We start from the raw sequence: 17,013 nt of genomic DNA, 5'->3' as shown, positions 1-17,013 counted from the left end.
GCCCCGGGGAAACCCCTGGGGCGCTTTCTCTTTGCGTGCCCACCGTCGTGACACGCGCCAACAAAGACTGCCCCTCACCCTGACCCTCTCCCCGCAGGCGGGGAGAGGGAATGGAGACGGCGCGGCGTTCGTCCTTCTCCCCGTTCACGGGGAGAAGGTGGCGGCAGCCGGATGAGGGGTGAAACACTGCGGCTGCAACGGATGCAGCCGCGCAGGCTCGTCAGCCAAGCCTTGCGCACGCTTCCGCAATCCGCCTCAACGCTTCCTTCAGTTCCGTCTCCGACGTGGCATAGGAAATGCGGAAGTAGGGTGAGAGGCCGAAGGCGGAGCCGGGGACGACGGCGACGTGGGCGACGTCCAGAAGGTAGTCGGTGAAATCGGCGTCGGTTTCGATCGTCCTGCCTGCCGGCGTCTTCCGGCCGATCAGGCCGGCACACCCGGCAAATGTGTAGAAGGCGCCTTCGGGCGTGCGGCAGTCGATGCCGGGGATGGCGTTCAGGGCTGTGACGACGAGGTCGCGGCGCTGCCGGAAGCTCTCCTGCCGCTCCTTGAGAAAGCCCTGCGGCCCGTTCAGCGCCTCGACGGAGGCTGCTTGGCTGACGGAGGAGGGGCAGGAGGTCGCCTGGCTCTGGATCACCGCCATCGCCTTGATCAGCGCCCTGGGGCCGCCTGCATAGCCGATCCGCCAGCCGGTCATGGCATAGGCCTTCGACACGCCGTTGATCGTCAGCGTGCGATCCTTCAGTCGCGGCTCGATCGCGGCTGGGGTGACAAAGCGGAAGTCGTCATAGACGATGTGCTCGTACATGTCGTCGACCATCAGCCAGACATGCGGGTGGCGCAGCAACACCTCCAGCAGCGGGCGGTAGTCGGCCTCGCCATAGGCTGCGCCGGACGGGTTCGAAGGCGAGTTCAGGAGCACCCAGCGCGTCCGCGGCGTGATCGCGCCTTCCAGCTGCTCCGCCTTCAGCCGGAAGCCGGCGGACGCGTCGCAGGGGATCAGCACCGGCACGCCGCCGCAGATCTCGACGATGTCGGAATAGGAGGTCCAGTAGGGCGTCGGGATGTTCACCTCGTCGCCCGGATCGATGCTCGCCATGAAGGCGTTGAACAGGATCTGCTTGGCGCCGGTGGCGACGGTGATCTCGTCTGGCGCATAGTCGACGCCGTTCTCGCGGCGGAATTTTTCCGCGATCGCCTTCTTCAGTTCCGGCGTGCCGTCGAGGGCGGTGTACTTCGTCTCGCCGCGGTCGATCGCGGCCTTGGCCGCTTGCTTGACGTTGTCCGGCGTGTCGAAATCCGGCTCGCCGGCGCCGAGGATGATGACGGGATGGCCCTCGCGCTTCATCTGATTGGCGCGGGCGCCGATCTGCAGGATCTTCGAGACGCCGATCGCGGCGATCCGCGAGGCGGGCCTGAAGCCCGCCTCCTCGATCTTGGTTGCCATGGTCATGGACGCTTCCTTCGCTGCCTATTCGATGTCGAAGGAGACGCCCTGGGCCAGCGGCAGGGCCTTGGAGTAGTTCACCGTGTTGGTGGCGCGGCGCATGTAGGCCTTCCAGGCGTCCGAGCCGGATTCGCGGCCGCCGCCGGTTTCCTTCTCGCCGCCGAACGCGCCGCCGATCTCCGCACCGGAGGTGCCGATGTTGACGTTGGCGATGCCGCAATCGGAACCGTCGGCGGACAGGAAACGCTCGGATTCCTGCATGTCCAGCGTGAAGATCGACGAGGAGAGGCCGGCTGCGACGGCGTTGTGGTCGTCCAGCGCCTTGTCGAAGTCGGAATACTTCATGACGTAGAGGATCGGCGCGAACGTCTCTTCGAGCACGGGGCCTGCCTGCTTCGGCATTTCGACGATCGCCGGCTTGACGTAGTAGGCGGTGTCCTTGCCGGCGTCGGTGACGCGATGGCCGCCGGTAACCTTGCCGCCTTCGGCTTTTGCAGCCTCCAGCGCCTTCTGCATGTTGTCGAAGGCCTGCCTGTCGACCAGCGGGCCGACAAGGGCGGAGGTTTCCAGCGGGTTGCCGACGGAAACGCTCTCATAGGCCTTCTTCAGGCGCGGGACGAGCTGGTCGTAGACGCTGTCGTGGACGAACAGGCGGCGGAGCGTGGTGCAGCGCTGGCCGGCGGTGCCCATGGCGCCGAAGGCGATGGCCCTGAGCGCCATGTCGAGGTCGGCGGTGGGGCAGACGATGCCGGCATTGTTGCCGCCAAGCTCGAGGATCGAGCGGGCGAAGCGTTTTGCCAGGCGCGGGCCGACTTCCTTGCCCATGCGGGTGGAGCCGGTGGCGGAGACGAGCGCGACCTTCGGATTGTCGACGAGGGCCTCGCCGGTGGCGCGGTCGCCGATCAGCACCTGCGAGAGGTTCTTCGGCGCATCGCCGAAGCGGGCGATGGCGCGCTCGAGGATCGCCTGGCTGGCAAGGGCGGTGAGCGGGGTCTTCTCGGACGGCTTCCAGACGACCGGGTTGCCGCAGACGAGCGCAAGTGCCGCGTTCCACGACCAGACGGCGACGGGGAAGTTGAAGGCGGAGATGATGCCGACGACGCCGAGCGGATGCCAGGTTTCCATCATGCGGTGGCCGGGGCGCTCGGTGGCGATCGTCAGGCCGTAGAGCTGGCGGGACAGGCCGACGGCGAAATCGCAGATGTCGATCATTTCCTGCACTTCGCCGAGGCCTTCGGAGGTGATCTTGCCGGCCTCGATGGAGACGATGCGGCCGAGATCGGCCTTGGCGGCGCGCAGTTCCTCGCCGAGCAGGCGGACGAGTTCGCCGCGCTTGGGCGCCGGCACGAGGCGCCAGGCCCTGAAGGCTTCGTGAGCGGCGTCGATCGCCTTGGCGGCGTCGGCTGCGGAATGGGTCTTGAGCCTGGCGATCTCTTCGCCCGAAACCGGGCTGAAGGAGGCCATGTCGCCGTTCTGCCAGGCGGACGCCGGCACGCCGAGCTTGTCGAGAAGCTTCGCGGTTTCCTGTTTTACATCGACCTTGGTCATCGTCCTGTTCTCCGTTTTCACTGTGTCTTGCAGGCGGCGGGCCGCCGTTTCTCTCAGAAGGTGACGCTGCCGAGCGGGCCGGGCGAGGTGAGCGCCTTCAGCCCCGCAGCCAGCCGGCGGATCTCGCCCGGCGTATATCGGTCGTAGAAGACCCGGTTCTTGCGGCCGATCGCATGTTCGGCACTGTAGCTTCCGCCAAAATCCTCGACGGCGACCTTGAACACCCATTCGCGCAACGCCGCCTCGAAGCCGGGACCGGCAAGGCGCTGGTCGTCGGCGGGGACGACGAGGTTGAAGTGCACACCGCCGTCGCCGATATGGCCGAAGTCGCAGATCGTGACGCCGTCGAACCGCGCCGGCATCTCCGCCTTCATATGGGCGAGGAAGCGCATGATATCACCCCGGCGGAAGGAAAGATCGAAGGCGATCAATCGCCCGCTATGCTTCACGCCTTCCGACAGCGCATGGCGCAGCGCCCACATCTCGTGCGGCGGGCCGACGAAGGCATCGGCGAGCGGCGCGTCCTCGCGCTCCCAGATGCCGGCCAGCACGTCTTCGAGCACGGCGTCGAGCGGCTGCTCGCCCTCGCGCGGTGGCGAGGTACGGGAGATCTCGGCCAGAATGACGAAGTCCGGGACGAGGCCGCCCTGGAAGGGGTTGCGCAGCGCGGGCACATGGGCGAGCGCGGCGGACACGGCGTTTTTCGACATGCCCTCGAAGGCGGAGAGGTAGCTGCCGAGCGCGTCTTCCATGGCCACCAGCAGATCCGGCACGCGGTCCGGCGCGGACGGTACGAGGAAGGCGGTGGCGGTCTGGCGCGGCAGGGGCTCGAGGTTCAGCACGCATTCGGTGACGATGCCGAAGGCGCCTGAGGTGCCGATGAAGAGCTGCTTCCAGTCGACGCCGGTATTGTTTTTGCGCAGGCCGGAGCCGAGTTCGAGCACGGTGCCGGCCGCGTCGGCGAGAACCACCGTCAGCCCCAGCACGTTGCGACGAACGTCGCCGTAGCGCAGGAAGCGCGAGCCGCCGGTATTGGTTGCGATCATGCCGCCGAGGCGGGGATCGGCGCCGAGGTCGATCGAAAAGAACAGGCCGGCCTCTTCCAGGCGCCGGTTGACCTCGGAAAGGCGAAGGCCCGCTCCGGCCGAAACCGTCCGGTTGATCCGGTCGAGATCGAAGGGAGCGGCCAGGCGATCGAGGCTGAGGATGCCCTGGCTGCCGGTTGCGTCGGGGGTCGAGCCGGAGACGAGGCCGGTGTTGCCGGACTGCGGCACCAGCGCGATGCCGTTCTTCACGCAATAGGAAACGACGGCGGAGGTCTCGGCGGTCGAGGCAGGACGGGCGACGAAGGCGGCGCTGCCCTTGTCGTAGCGCGCGCCGGTCTCGTAGGCGGCCATGTCGGCGGGGCCGGTGAGAAGTCCCTTCCCGCCGAGCATCTGCCCCAGCGCCTCGATATGCTTGCTTTCGATCATCGGCCGACCGTCACTCCGCGGCGTCCGCCATGCTGGCCATGCCGAGGCACTCTTCCATAGAGGCCTTTTCGATGCCCGCATAGTGGGCGAATTCGTCGAGCACGGCCACACCGAGGTCGCGCTCGAACATCACCTGGTTGGGGCTGGCGGCGAATTCCTGCGCGGCGTCGTCGCCGAGGTTGGACTGGAAGATGCCGGCGGCGGAGACGGGCAGGAAGTCCTCGTAGACGATCGGATCGAACTGGACATGGCCGGAAGCGATCAGCGCCTCGATGTCCCCGCCGGGGTGCCGGCCGGAGGCCTTGGCGGTGCGCCCTTTCTCCGTCAGCGAATAGGCGAAGTAGCCGAGGCCGGCCTTGCGGATCTCGTTCCAGTCGTCGGGGAAGGCGGCGAAGACTTCTGTGAGCGCTGCCTCGTATTCAGCGGCGTTGGAGCCGTCGGCGGCGGGGCGGGCGATGGCACGGGTGTCGCCCAGGAGCCTGTCGTAGAGGGCGCGGCCCTTCGGCGTCAGCGCGATGCCGCGCTGCTCGATCTCGCCGAAGCGGGCGGTGTGCGATCCGGTCTTCCACGCGCCGTCCTCGCCGATGAAGGAGACCGGTTCCTCCAACGCCTTGAACGAGGTCTGGCGCAGGAGGATCGCGCACTTGCGGGTCGGCGGACCCTCGACGACGGCCTTGGGCGCGATGCCTTCTTCCGGCATCAGCGCCTGCACCCGGTCGATGTCGAGCGTGCGCGGCGTCAGGTGATTGATGTGCGGGCCCCTGAAAGAGACGACGTCGGCGATCAGGCGGTGGGCGTCGTGCAGGCGCCGGTACATGCCGGCGCCGACGATCGCCCGGTCGTGCCAGCGGAAGGTTTCCAGCACCTCGCCGACGAAGGCCTTCGCATCGGCGGCGTCGAGGCCGCCGTCGCGCTCCGCCTTGTCGACCAGCTCGATGGCGCGGTCGGTGAAGATTTTCCGGGCCGCCAGGACCTTTGCGGCTTCGTTGCGCAACGCCACGTCGGCGACCAGGTCGAGGCGGAGCAGCGAGGTGAAGACACGGAAGGGGTTGCGCTTCAGGGCCGCGTCGCCGACCGGCCGGAAGGCGGTGGAATGGACCGGAACGCCTGCGGTCGACAGATCGTAGTAGCCGACCGGATACATGCCCATCACCGAAAAGACGCGGCGCATCATCGAGAGTTCTTCCGCCGTCCCGAGACGGATCGCGCCGTGGCGCTCCTGCGAGATGCGCTCCAGCGAATCGGTGGCTTCCAGCCGGCCTCGAAGCTGCGGGTCGGCTGCGAGCGTCTCGCCGTTGACGCGGGCCACGAGCGCCATCAGCGTGCCGTAGGCCGGCACCTCGTCGCGATACATGGCCGACATGGCGGCGGAGAAATCCGAGCGGATCGCGTCGGCGGATACGTGGGATCGATCTTTCATGGGCGGCCTGTCCCGTCTTGATAACGCGCTATCCCCGGCGGAAAACCGCTTCACACTTTTCCCGGAATTGCTCTACAAGGGGCAAGGGCCCCGATCATTCTCAAAACGGATCATAACGGATCGGAATGCCGATTGATCGCGCGTGTTCTGAACAGGTTGATGCGAGAGCCGAATGAAGTTGAGCCGCAGGCTGATCCCCGACGTGACCACGCTGCAGGCGTTCGAATGCGCTGCGCGCCATGGCAGCTTCACCCAGGCCGCCAACGAGCTGAACCTCACCCAGAGCGCCGTCAGCCGCCAGATCAAGGATCTCGAGGAGCAACTTGGCGTGCTTCTGTTCGAGCGCGTGCGTCAGCGCGTCGTGCTTTCGGAGGACGGCCGCCGGTTCCTGCCGGAGGTGCGCAAGCTCCTGCACCAGACGGAAGAGACCATGCTGCGCGCCATGTCGGCGGCGCGCTCCGACCACAGCCTGACGATCGCCACGCTGCCGACCTTCGGCAGCCGCTGGCTGACGCCGCGCCTGCCGGCCTTCCTGGACCGATATCCGGGCACGGTGATCAACGTCGCCTCGCGCTCCGCCCCCTTCGATTTCGACGAGGAGAGCTTCGATCTCGCCATCCACTACGGCCAGCCGGTATGGGCGCGCGCCAGTTGCTCCTATCTCTGCAGCGAGGTGATCCTGCCGGCGGCGAGCCCCGAGCTTCTGCGGCAGTGGCAACTCGATGAGCCCAAGGATCTGGAGCGCGCGCCGCTGATGCACCTGGCGACCCGGCCGAAGCTCTGGGCGCAATGGTTCGAGATCAATGGCGGGGCAACCGAGACGGCCTATCGCGGCCACCGCTTCGACCAGTTCTCGATGGTAATCGAGGCGGCGGTCGCAGGTCTCGGCTTCGCGCTGCTGCCGCGCTACCTGATCGAGCAGGAGCTGGCCAGCGGGCGTCTTGCCGTCGTCTTCGACCGGCCGATGCAGACCGACAACAGCTATTATCTCGTCGTGCCGGAAGGGAAGCTGGAAAACTCGCTGAGCCAGGCCTTCCGGGCCTGGATCGGGACGCAGGTCAATTGAGGCGTCGGCCGTGGCCGGCTCATTCGCGTCGAGAATGACCCGGTGCCGAAACAGCACTTTCCTCCTTGCAGGCGATGGCGGAATGTGGCGCCATCCGGACATGGCTTTCACGCAGACTGAAGAAGAAACCCGATGCAGAACGATCCCCGCTCCCACGGCCTCTGGGAGCTGACCGCCCCGCCCGCACCTGAGACCCAAGCCCTTGCCGGCCCGGCCGAGGCTGACGTGGTGGTCGTCGGCGGCGGCTTCACCGGCTTTTCCGCAGCGCTGCATCTGGCCGAGCGCGGAAGCCGCGTGGTGCTGCTGGAAGGCAAGGAGATCGGCTTCGGCGGGTCGGGTCGCAATGTCGGCCTTGTCAATGCCGGCATGTGGACCATGCCGGACGAGTTGCCGGGTGTGCTGGGACAGCTCTACGGCGACCGCCTGCTCGACCTGCTCGGCAATGCGCCGAAGCTCGTCTTCGAGCTGGTCGAAAAGCATGCGATCGATTGCGAGATCAATCCGGCCGGCACGCTGCATTGCGCGGTCGGCAGGTCCGGGCTGGAGGAACTCGAAACGCGCGCCGAGCAATGGGGGCGCCGTGGCGCGCCGGTGACGCTGCTCGATGCCGCCGAGACGGCGCGGCGGGTCGGCACCGACGCCTATGCCGGCGCCCTGCTCGACAGGCGCGCCGGCACGATCCAGCCGCTCGCCTATGTGCGCGGACTGGCGAAGGCGGCGATCGCCGCGGGCGTGCAGGTCCATACCGCGAGCCCCGTCGTCGGCGCCGAGCGGACGGGCAAGCAGTGGACGGTCAGGACCGAGCGGGGCTCGGTGTCGGCGGACTGGGTGGTCGTCGCCACCAATGCCTATACGGTTGCGCCCTGGGCAGAGGTGCGCGCCGAACTCGTCCACCTGCCCTATTTCAATTTCGCCACGAAGCCGCTGTCGCCGGACCTGCAGAAGAAAATCCTGCCCGGTCGGGAGGGGGCGTGGGACACGGCGGAAATCCTGTCCTCGTTCCGCTTCGACAGGCGCGGCCGCCTCGTCTTCGGCAGCGTCGGCGCGCTGCGCGGGACCGGGGCCGCGATCCACAGGGCCTGGGCCCGGCGATCGCTGAAGAAGCTGTTTCCCGAGATTGGCGGCGTCGAGTTCGAGGCCGAATGGTACGGGATGATCGGAATGACGGTCGACAACCTGCCGCGCTTCCACCGGCTGGCGGACAACGTTATCGGCTTTTCCGGTTATAACGGCCGCGGCATTGCGCCCGGAACGGTGTTCGGCAAGGTGCTGGCGCGCCATATCGCCGGCGAGATCGTCGAGGGCGACCTGCCGTTGCCGGTCACCGAGCCGATGGCGCAGTCCTTCCGACCGATCCGCGAAGGCTATTACGAGGTCGGGGCACAGCTCGCGCATCTGGTGCAGGCGCGCATCTGAGCGGGCGATCCCGCTCCGGACGAAAAGGCCCGCGTGTCCTTCGACCGCGGGCCATTTCCGTTCAGGGTTTTCCCGTCCTCAACGCGTCGGGATGCGCGGCAGGAAGACGGTGAGGATGCCGAGCAGCGGCAGGTAGGAGCAGATCCGGTAGACGAATGCGATGCCGTGGCTGTCGGCGAAGACGCCGAGGGCTGCGGCCCCCAGGCCGCCGGCGCCGAAGGCGAAGCCGAAGAAGACCCCGGCGATCAGGCCGACGCGACCGGGAACGAGTTCCTGCGCGAACACGACGATGGCGGAGAAGGCCGACGAGAAGATCAGGCCGATGACGACGGTCAGCACGCCGGTCCAGAACAGGTTCGCATAGGGCAGCAACATGGCGAACGGGATGACGCCGAGGATCGAGAACCAGATGACGAAGCGGGCGCCGAAGCGGTCGCCGATCGGTCCGCCGAGGAAGACGCCGGCGGCCGACGCTCCGAGGAAGAGGAACAGCATCAGCTGCGCTTCCTGCACCGACAGGCTGAAGCGCTCGATGGTGTAGAAGGTGAAATAACTGCTGATCGAGGACATGTAGACGTTCTTCGTCGTGGTCAGCAGCACCAGGATGAACAGGGCCCAGGCGACACGGCCGCCCGGCAGGGGCAGGGTGCGGCTGGCGGGGCCGTGATGGGCCGTACGGATGCGTTCGCCGGCATACCAGCGGCCGACCCAGGTCAGGATCACCATGCCGAGCAGGGCGACCACCGTGAACCAGGCGATGCTCGACTGTCCGAAAGGCAGGACGATGAAGGCGGCGAGCAGCGGGCCGATGGCCGTTCCGGTATTGCCGCCGACCTGGAACAGCGACTGCGCCAGGCCGTGGCGGCCGCCGGAAGCGGCGCGTGCGACGCGCGAGGATTCCGGATGGAATACCGCCGAGCCGAAGCCGATCAGGCAGGCGCCCAGCACGAGGACCGGGAAGGAATGGGCATAGGCGAGGAAGAACAGCCCGAAGAAGGTGCTGCCCATGCCGAGCGGCAGCGAGAACGGCATCGGCCAGCGGTCGGTCACCAGGCCCACGACCGGCTGCAGCAGCGAGGCGGTGACCTGGAAGGCCATGGTCAGAAGGCCGATCTGGACGAAATCCAGGGCATAGTTGTCCTTCAGGAGCGGATAGAGCGACGTCAGCAGCGACTGCATGATGTCGTTCAGCATGTGACAGACGCTGACCGCGACGATGATGGAAAAGCTGGTCTGTGCGGCGCGCGCCGGCGCGGTGGGAACTGCCGTCGACATACGACCTCGATCGAAACTGGTGTTGAGTGGATTGTTGCGTGTTTGCTCAAGCGTCCCATAGCGCGGTTGTGTTCTGCCTGCTTTTGTGCTGTGGTCCATTTCTTTCGCGAGTGGGCCAAAGATGCAGAAGCTCGATCCTGCGGTGCTGTCCGTCCTGGACGAGGCGCACATCCGCAATCTCCAGTCGATGGAACAGTCCAACGCGGACGTGCTGGTGCATAGCAGCGAGGTTCCGAGCGGCTATGTCGTGCCGCCCCACAGCCACCGGCGCACGCAGGTCCTGTGCGTCTTTGCCGGCGTCGTGGTGGTTTCGACCAAGCGGGGGCGCTGGATGATCCCGCCGGGCCATGCGCTCCTGATCCCGCGGGGGCTCGAGCATTCTGTGGAGATGTACAGCGACGTCAGCATGCGCTCGATCTACGTGCTTTCGCCCGTCGGCCGGGCCGCGGCTGCAGCGCCGACGGTGCTGGAGGTCTCCGCGCTCGCCCACCATCTGCTGGCGGAGGCGATCCGGCTGAAGGGGCAGGAGGACGACGGCCGCCGGGAGGATCTGGTGATGGCGCTGCTGGTTGACGAGATCGGCCGGCTGCCGGAGCAGCCGCTGGGCCTGCCGTTCCCGGCCAGTGACCGGCTGGCCGCGCTCTGCCGCGAATTTCTCGACCGCCCGATTCCCGGCGCCAAGATCGACGACTGGGCGGGACGGCTGAACATGAGCCGGCGTTCGTTCACCCGCCTGTTTCGCGAGGAGACCGGGGTCAGCTTCGCCACCTGGCGGCAACAGGCCTGCATCTTCGCCTGCATGCCGCGGCTTGCGCGCGGCGAGCCGGTGACGACGGTGGCGCTCGATGCCGGCTATGAGAGCGTTGCGGCCTTCATCACCATGTTCAAGCGCATGCTCGGCGCCTCGCCGCGCACCTATTTCACCGCCCGCCAGGCGGCTGCCTGAGACGATGCGTCTCAAAAAGACCGGCCGACGCCGCCGCTAGGGCACTGTTCCTCGCGCCGCTTTGGGATTAGGAAGGATCTGCGGGACCCAAATCGGGACGCAACCGGGAGCGCTGGCCGCACGGGGAGTGGACGTGTCGAGGACAATTCTGATCATCGGGATAGGCGCTGGCAATCCCGAGCACATGACCGTTCAGGCGATCAACGCGCTGAACCGCGCAGACGTGCTTTTGATCCCGACCAAGGGGGAGGAGAAGGCCTTCCTCGCCGACATGCGCCGCGACATCTGCGAACGCTACCTCACCAGTTCCGATACCCGCATCCATGAATACGCGGTGCCGAGGCGGCGCACGGACGGTCCCTACGGCGACGGCGTCGACGACTGGCACCATGCGATCGCGCGGATCTACGAGGACCTGATCCTCGAACGATCCGGCCCGGAGGACACGATCGGCCTGCTCGTCTGGGGCGACCCGATGCTCTACGACAGCACGATCCGCATCGTCGACCATGTGCGCGCCGGCCGCCGCGTGGCCTTCGACCTCGAGGTGATCCCCGGCATCACCAGCATCCAGGCGCTGTGCGCCAGCCGCAAGATCGCGTTGAACCGCATCGGCCGCCCGGTGGAGATCACCACCGGGCGCCGGCTCTCGCAGGGCTGGCCTGATGGTGCGGACGATGTCGTCGTCATGCTCGACGGCGTCGAGGCGTTTCGCTCGGTGGCCGATCCCGAGGCGGAGATCCACTGGGGCGCCTATCTCGGCACGCCGCTGGAGATCACGGTTTCCGGCCGGCTCGGCGATGTGACCGAGACGATCTCCGACATGCGCGGCCGGGCACGCGCGGAGCACGGCTGGATCATGGACACCTACCTGATCCGCCGGTCGCCGGGAGAGGCCGGGGAGGGCGAGGTATGACGACGCCATCGTCCCTCCCGTCGGAAAATGGCCTGCCGTCTGCGGCACAGCCGACTCCTTCCCTGCGCCGCGGCGCCTGCCCGTCGCTTGCGACCCCGATGCAGACGGGCGACGGGCTTTTGGTGCGGTTGCGCCCGGCGCGCCCGAGTCTTGCCCCTGCCGACTATATTGCGATTGCGCGACTGGCCGCGGACCATGGCAACGGCCTGCTGGAGGTCACCGCCCGCGGCAACCTGCAGCTTCGTGGCCTGAAGGATGATACGGTCCAGCCGCTTGCGGCAGGGCTCGCCGATGCCGGCATCGATTTTCATCGCGGTGTCGCGGTCGAGACGCCGGCCCTGTCCGGGCTCGATCCGGACGAGGCTGCCGATGCGACGCCGCTTGCGGCTGCGATCCGGCAGACGATCGCCGGGCCGTTGTCGCGGCTGCGGCTGGCGCCGAAGCTCTCGATCGTCGTCGACGGCGGCGGGCGGCTGAGCCTTGCCGACATGGTGGGAGACATCCGGCTTGACGCCGTTCGTCGGGGCGGGGACCTGTTCTGGCGGCTTTCGGTCGGTGGCGACGTGCGCTCGGCGCGGCCGGTGGCCGCCGTGGCGGACAGGGATGCGCTTGCGGCACTTGCCACTGTGCTCCGGGCGCTCGACGGGACGGGGCCGGCGGCGCGTGGCCGCGACCTGGATGCCGGGGCCTTGCGGGGCGCGCTTGGCACCATCGCCGTCGATGCGGACTTTCCGGTCCTGCCGGCGTTTCCGCCGTCGCCGGTCGGCCGTCATGTGGTCGGGACGCGATCGGTGCTGGGCATCGGCCTGCCCTACGGCGCGACGGATGCCGCCACGCTCGAAGGCCTGATGCGCGGACTTGCCAGTCTCGGCGCGACCGGGATCAGGCTGTCGCCGCACCGGGCGCTGCTGATCCTCGGCCTGTCCGCCGCGAGGATGGATGCCGCGGCTGCGCTGGCCGGGGAGGCGGGCTTCTGGACGCGGGCGGATGCGCCCGGCAACGCGATCGCCGTCTGCGCCGGTGCCGCCGGCTGCGCCTCCGGGACGTTCGACACGAAGGCCGTTGCCGACCAACTGGTCTTGCGCGCGCCGGACCTCTTGGATGGGGCGATGACCGTCCACGTTTCCGGATGCGCGAAGGGCTGCGCGCATCCGGCGCCGGCCGTGCTCGCGCTGTGCGGGCGGGCGGACGGGATCGGGATGGTGTTCGACGGCCGGAGCGGGGACAGGGAACTGGCGACGCTTTCGGCTGAAGAGATCGGCAGGACCATGGAAAGGCTCGCGGCGCTCGTCCGCGAGCGGAGATTGAAGGGAGAGACGGTGCGGCAGGCGATCGAACGGCTCGGAGCCGGGGCGATCGCCGACATCGTTCGGCAAGGCAGGCAATGACAGACTACAATTACATCAAGGACGGCAACGCCATCTACGAGAAATCCTTCGCGATCATCCGCGCCGAGGCCGACCTCGCCCGGTTTTCGGAGGACGAGACGGACGTGGCGGTGCGGATGATCCACGCCTGTGGGCTGGTCGAGGCCGCAGCGCATATCGCGTTTTCGACCGATTTCGTCGCGGCGGGTCGAGCAGCGTTGCGCGACGGCGCGCCGATCTTCTGCGATGCGGAGATGGTTGCCCGCGGGGTGACGGCGGCACGGCTGCCGGCGGGCAACGCGGTGATCTGCACGCTGCGCGACCCGCGTACGCCCGGGATCGCCGGCGAGATCGGCAATTCGCGCTCCGCCGCCGCCATCCGGCTGTGGCTGGAGCGGCTGGCCGGTTCCGTCGTCGCCATCGGCAATGCCCCGACGGCGCTGTTCTACCTGCTCGAACTCTTGCGCGACGGCGCGCCGAAGCCGGCTGCGATCCTCGGCATGCCGGTCGGCTTCGTCGGCGCGGCCGAATCGAAGGCGGCGCTGGCGGAGAACTCCTACGGGGTGCCCTACGCCATCGTCCGCGGCCGCATGGGCGGCAGCGCGATGACGGCGGCGGCGCTCAATTCGCTTGCGAGGGCAGGGCTGTGAGCCGGCTTGCGACAGGACGCCTCTATGGCGTGGGAACGGGGCCGGGCGACCCGGAGCTGCTGACGCTGAAGGCCGTGCGCGCGATCGGCGAGGCCGACGTGCTCGCCTACTTCGCCAAGGCCGGCCGGTCCGGCAACGGCCGGGCGATTGTCGAAGGGCTGTTGAAGCCCGGCATGATCGAGCTTCCGCTCTACTATCCGGTGACCGTCGAGATCGACAAGGAGCACGACGACTACAAGAACCAGATCACCGCCTTCTACGACGCCTCCGCCGCGGCGGTCGCCGAGCATCTTTCGGCCGGCCGCACGGTCGCCATTCTCTCGGAGGGCGATCCGATGTTCTACGGCTCCTACATGCACCTGCATGTGCGTCTTTCGGATCGCTTTCCGACCGAAGTGATCCCCGGGATCACCGCGATGTCGGGTTGCTGGTCGCTCTCGGGCCTGCCGATCGTGCAGGGCGACGACGTGCTTTCGGTGCTGCCAGGGACCCTGGGCGAAGGCGAGATGTCGCGCCGGCTGGCGGACACGCAGGCGGCCGTCATCATGAAGGTCGGGCGCAACCTGCCGAAGATCCGCCGCGCGCTCACTGCCTCGGGACGGCTGGTCGAGGCGATTTATGTCGAGCGCGGCACCATGCCGGAAAGCCGGGCGGTGCGGCTGTCGGAGAAGCTGGACGACAGCGCCCCCTATTTCTCGCTGGTGCTCGTCCCCGGCTGGAGCGGCAGGTCATGAGCGGCACGCTCCACGTGATCGGCACCGGACCCGGCAATCCGGACCAGATGACGCCGGAGGCGGCGCGGGCGGTCGCAGCCTCGAGCGAGTTCTTCGGCTATTTCCCCTATATCGATCGGCTGTCGCTGCGGCCGGACCAGAAGAAGGTCGCCTCCGACAATCGCGAGGAACTGAACCGGGCGCAGGCCGCCCTGCAGCGGGCGGCGGAGGGCGTGAACGTCTGCGTCGTTTCCGGCGGCGATCCCGGTGTCTTCGCCATGGCGGCGGCGGTCTGCGAGGCGATCGATGCGGGACCCGCCGGATGGCGCGAAGTCGATCTCGTCGTCGTCCCCGGGGTGACCGCGATGCTGGCCGTCGCCGCCCGGATCGGCGCGCCGCTCGGCCATGATTTCTGCGCGATCTCGCTGTCGGACAACCTCAAGCCCTGGGCGGTGATCGAGACGCGGCTGCGCCTCGTGGCCGAGGCCGGGCTGGTGACGGCGCTCTACAACCCGATCAGCAAGGCCCGTCCCTGGCAGCTCGGCAAGGCGTTCGAGATCCTGCGTATGGTGCTGCCGGCGGAAACGCCGGTGGTGTTCGGCCGCGCCGCCGGCCGGCCGGACGAGCAGATGCTGGTGATGCCGCTCGGCGAGGCGGATGCCGGGAGGGCGGACATGGCCACCTGCGTCATCATCGGATCGGCGCAGACGCGGGTGATCGCCCGCGCGGGCCGGCCCGATCTCGTCTATACGCCGCGCTTCCTGCCGCCGGAGGCGACATGATCGATCAGCGACAGGATCCCGTCTATCGTTTCCGCCGTGGCGACACCGCGGCTCGCGGTGCGCTCGACCATGACCACCGGCAGACCCAGCACACGAGCAGCGGCGATCTTCGCATAGGTCGCCGCGCCGCCGCTGTTCTTGGAGACGAGCGCGTCGATGCGATGATCGCGCAGCAGCGCGATCTCGTCGTCGACCGTGAAGGGGCCGCGGGCAAGCAGATAAGTGGCATGCGGCACGGTCAGCGGCGGCTCGACGGGATCGACGCTGCGGACGAGATAGGCATGCTGGGGGGCGGCGTTGACGTGATGCGTCTCCTGCCGGCCGATCGCGAGGAAGACCCGCATCGGCGCCTCGCCGAGTGCTGCGACCGCGTCCTGAAGCGTCGCCACGCACGTCCAGCGGTCCCCCTCGACCTTTTGCCAGCCGGGGCGCTGCAGGCGGAGGATCGGCGTTTCCACAAGCTCGGCTGCGCGTTCCGCATTGGCCGAGATCTGCCGCGCGAACGGATGGGTCGCGTCCACCAGGAGATCGATCTGCTGTGCGGCCAGATAGCCGGCCAGCCCGTCTGCGCCGCCGAAGCCGCCGGTGCGGACGGGGACTGGCTGCGGCGCGGGGTCGAGGGTGCGGCCGGCAAGCGACAGCGTCACCTCGAGATCGCCACGCGCGGCCAGCCGGCCGGCAAGTTCGCGGGCCTCGGCGGTGCCGCCCAGAATGAGGATGCGTTTCTTGTCCACGGCTGATCCGTCCACCTTGCCTGCCGCAGCCCCCTGGCTCACCATCGTCGGGATCGGCGAGGATGGTCTAGCCGGTCTTTCCGACGCGGCCAAGGCGACAATCGCAAAGGCGGAAATCGTCTTCGGCGGTGCGCGGCACCTGGAGCTCGCATCGCCGGCGATCGCCGGGGATCGCCGGGGATGGTTGAGCCCGTTCGAGCGCTCCGTCGAGGCGGTGCTGGCCGTGCGGAACCGGCCGGTCGTGGTGCTGGCATCGGGCGATCCTTATTTCTTCGGCGTGGGCGTCACGCTGTCGCGCGCGATTCCGCGCGCGGAGATGACGGTGCTGCCGGCGCCCTCCTCCTTCAGCCTCGCCGCCTCGCGCATGGGCTGGGCGCTGCAGGATACGGTCTGCTTGTCGCTGCACGGCCGGCCGGTCGACCTGATCCGGCCGCATCTGCATCCCGGCGCCCGCATCCTGGCCCTGACCTCCGACAGCGACGGGCCGAAGGCGCTTGCGAGGTTGGTTTCCGAAGTCGGATTCGGCCGGTCGGCCTTGACGGTGCTCGAGGCGCTCGGCGGCCCGCGCGAACGGGTGCGTACGCAACGGGCGGACGGCGCGGCGCTCGACGGCATCGACATGCTCAACGTCTGCGCGGTGGAGGTGGTCGCCGATGCGGAAGCCCGTATCCTGCCTTTCACGGCGGGGCTCGACGACGGGCTGTTCGAGCACGACGGCCAGATCACCAAGCGCGAGGTGCGGGCGCTGACGCTTTCGGCGCTGGCGCCGCGGCGCGGCGAGTTGTTGTGGGACATCGGCGCGGGCTCCGGCTCGATCGGCATCGAATGGATGCTGGCCGATCCGTCGTTGCGGGCGGCTGCGATCGAGGCCGTGCCCGAGCGGGCGGCGCGGATCGCCCGGAATGCGGGCTGGTTCGGCGTGCCCGGCCTGACGGTGGTCGAAGGGGTCGCACCCGCGGCGCTGGCCGGCCTGCCGGAGCCCGACGCGGTCTTCATCGGTGGCGGCGGCAGCGAGGACGGGGTGTTCGAGGCTGCGGTCGCGGCATTGAAGCCGGGCGGCCGGCTGGTCGCCAATGCGGTGACGACGGAGATGGAGGCGGTGCTCCTGTCCGCCCATTCCCGGCTCGGCGGCTCGCTGACGAGGATCGACGTTGCGCGCGCCGCTCCCGTCGGACAGATGACCGGCTGGCGGCCGGCGATGCCGGTGACGCAATGGAGCTGGACGAAGCCGGCGAAGGCATAATCGACGACGGCCGGGGGC

Annotated in this window: 15 protein-coding genes; 9 read left to right on the top strand and 6 right to left on the bottom strand. The window is 68.3% G+C overall.

Translation table 11 applies throughout. The annotated features are described in order from the left end of the window. Positions 1–220 precede the first annotated feature (220 nt). The 4 genes from LQK81_RS10875 to hglS are packed head-to-tail and all read right to left on the bottom strand — an operon-like array spanning position 221 to position 5,887. On the bottom strand, positions 221–1,453 hold the full coding sequence (locus LQK81_RS10875) for a pyridoxal phosphate-dependent aminotransferase (RefSeq protein ID WP_230806212.1): 1,233 nt from the start codon (positions 1,451–1,453) through the stop codon (positions 221–223). Positions 1,454–1,471: 18 nt separating this feature from the next. After that, positions 1,472–2,995 carry an L-piperidine-6-carboxylate dehydrogenase gene (gene amaB, locus LQK81_RS10870; RefSeq protein ID WP_230806210.1) on the bottom strand — a complete coding sequence of 508 codons (1,524 nt, stop codon included), beginning with the start codon at positions 2,993–2,995 and terminating at the stop codon, positions 1,472–1,474. Between the two features lie 53 nt (positions 2,996–3,048). After that, positions 3,049–4,467, bottom strand: a complete 1,419-nt coding sequence (locus LQK81_RS10865; RefSeq protein WP_230806208.1) for an FAD-binding oxidoreductase — start codon at positions 4,465–4,467, stop codon at positions 3,049–3,051. Positions 4,468–4,477: 10 nt separating this feature from the next. Continuing rightward, positions 4,478–5,887: a 2-oxoadipate dioxygenase/decarboxylase HglS gene (gene hglS, locus LQK81_RS10860; RefSeq protein WP_230806206.1), complete on the bottom strand. Its 1,410-nt coding sequence runs from the start codon at positions 5,885–5,887 to the stop codon at positions 4,478–4,480. A gap of 172 nt (positions 5,888–6,059) precedes the next feature. On the opposite strand from hglS, the gene LQK81_RS10855 reads away from it, so the two are divergent. Next, entirely contained in the window at positions 6,060–6,953 is an 894-nt protein-coding gene (locus LQK81_RS10855; RefSeq protein ID WP_230806204.1) for a LysR family transcriptional regulator, read from the top strand. Between the two features lie 132 nt (positions 6,954–7,085). Further along, positions 7,086–8,369, top strand: a complete 1,284-nt coding sequence (locus LQK81_RS10850; protein ID WP_230806203.1) for an NAD(P)/FAD-dependent oxidoreductase — start codon at positions 7,086–7,088, stop codon at positions 8,367–8,369. Positions 8,370–8,447: 78 nt separating this feature from the next. Here LQK81_RS10850 and LQK81_RS10845 read toward each other — a convergent pair whose 3' ends face one another. Further along, entirely contained in the window at positions 8,448–9,644 is a 1,197-nt protein-coding gene (locus LQK81_RS10845) for an MFS transporter (protein WP_230806201.1), read from the bottom strand. 121 nt (positions 9,645–9,765) lie between these two features. Between LQK81_RS10845 and LQK81_RS10840 the strand changes: the two genes are divergently transcribed. The 6 genes from LQK81_RS10840 to LQK81_RS10815 all read left to right on the top strand — a co-directional run bounded on the left by LQK81_RS10840 (position 9,766) and on the right by LQK81_RS10815 (position 15,018). Continuing rightward, positions 9,766–10,590, top strand: a complete 825-nt coding sequence (locus LQK81_RS10840) for an AraC family transcriptional regulator (protein WP_230806199.1) — start codon at positions 9,766–9,768, stop codon at positions 10,588–10,590. Positions 10,591–10,723: 133 nt separating this feature from the next. Next, positions 10,724–11,506 (top strand): precorrin-6A synthase (deacetylating), encoded by a 783-nt coding sequence (gene cobF / locus LQK81_RS10835; RefSeq protein WP_330166545.1) that lies wholly within the window; start codon positions 10,724–10,726, stop codon positions 11,504–11,506. Further along, on the top strand, positions 11,503–12,894 hold the full coding sequence (gene cobG / locus LQK81_RS10830; RefSeq protein ID WP_230806198.1) for a precorrin-3B synthase: 1,392 nt from the start codon (positions 11,503–11,505) through the stop codon (positions 12,892–12,894). The genes cobF and cobG overlap by 4 nt, the downstream gene beginning before the upstream one ends. Next, positions 12,891–13,523, top strand: coding sequence for a precorrin-8X methylmutase (locus tag LQK81_RS10825; RefSeq protein ID WP_230806196.1), 633 nt, complete (start codon positions 12,891–12,893; stop codon positions 13,521–13,523). The genes cobG and LQK81_RS10825 overlap by 4 nt, the downstream gene beginning before the upstream one ends. Beyond that, positions 13,520–14,257, top strand: a complete 738-nt coding sequence (locus LQK81_RS10820) for a precorrin-2 C(20)-methyltransferase (RefSeq protein ID WP_230806194.1) — start codon at positions 13,520–13,522, stop codon at positions 14,255–14,257. Before LQK81_RS10825 ends, LQK81_RS10820 begins: the two co-directional genes overlap by 4 nt. After that, positions 14,254–15,018 (top strand): precorrin-3B C(17)-methyltransferase, encoded by a 765-nt coding sequence (locus LQK81_RS10815; RefSeq protein WP_230806191.1) that lies wholly within the window; start codon positions 14,254–14,256, stop codon positions 15,016–15,018. The genes LQK81_RS10820 and LQK81_RS10815 overlap by 4 nt, the downstream gene beginning before the upstream one ends. Here the strand turns inward: LQK81_RS10815 and LQK81_RS10810 are convergent. Further along, positions 14,982–15,752, bottom strand: coding sequence for a cobalt-precorrin-6A reductase (locus LQK81_RS10810; RefSeq protein ID WP_230806189.1), 771 nt, complete (start codon positions 15,750–15,752; stop codon positions 14,982–14,984). The genes LQK81_RS10815 and LQK81_RS10810 overlap by 37 nt on opposite strands. Here LQK81_RS10810 and cbiE point away from each other — a divergent pair. Further along, positions 15,736–16,995 carry a precorrin-6y C5,15-methyltransferase (decarboxylating) subunit CbiE gene (gene cbiE / locus LQK81_RS10805; RefSeq protein ID WP_230806187.1) on the top strand — a complete coding sequence of 420 codons (1,260 nt, stop codon included), beginning with the start codon at positions 15,736–15,738 and terminating at the stop codon, positions 16,993–16,995. The genes LQK81_RS10810 and cbiE overlap by 17 nt on opposite strands. Positions 16,996–17,013 lie beyond the last annotated feature (18 nt).

It is taken from the genome of Rhizobium sp. GN54 (assembly GCF_021026345.1).
GTDB lineage: Bacteria > Pseudomonadota > Alphaproteobacteria > Rhizobiales > Rhizobiaceae > Mycoplana.
Note: the sequence above shows the minus strand (reverse complement) of the source record. Positions and strands in the feature narration are given on the sequence as shown.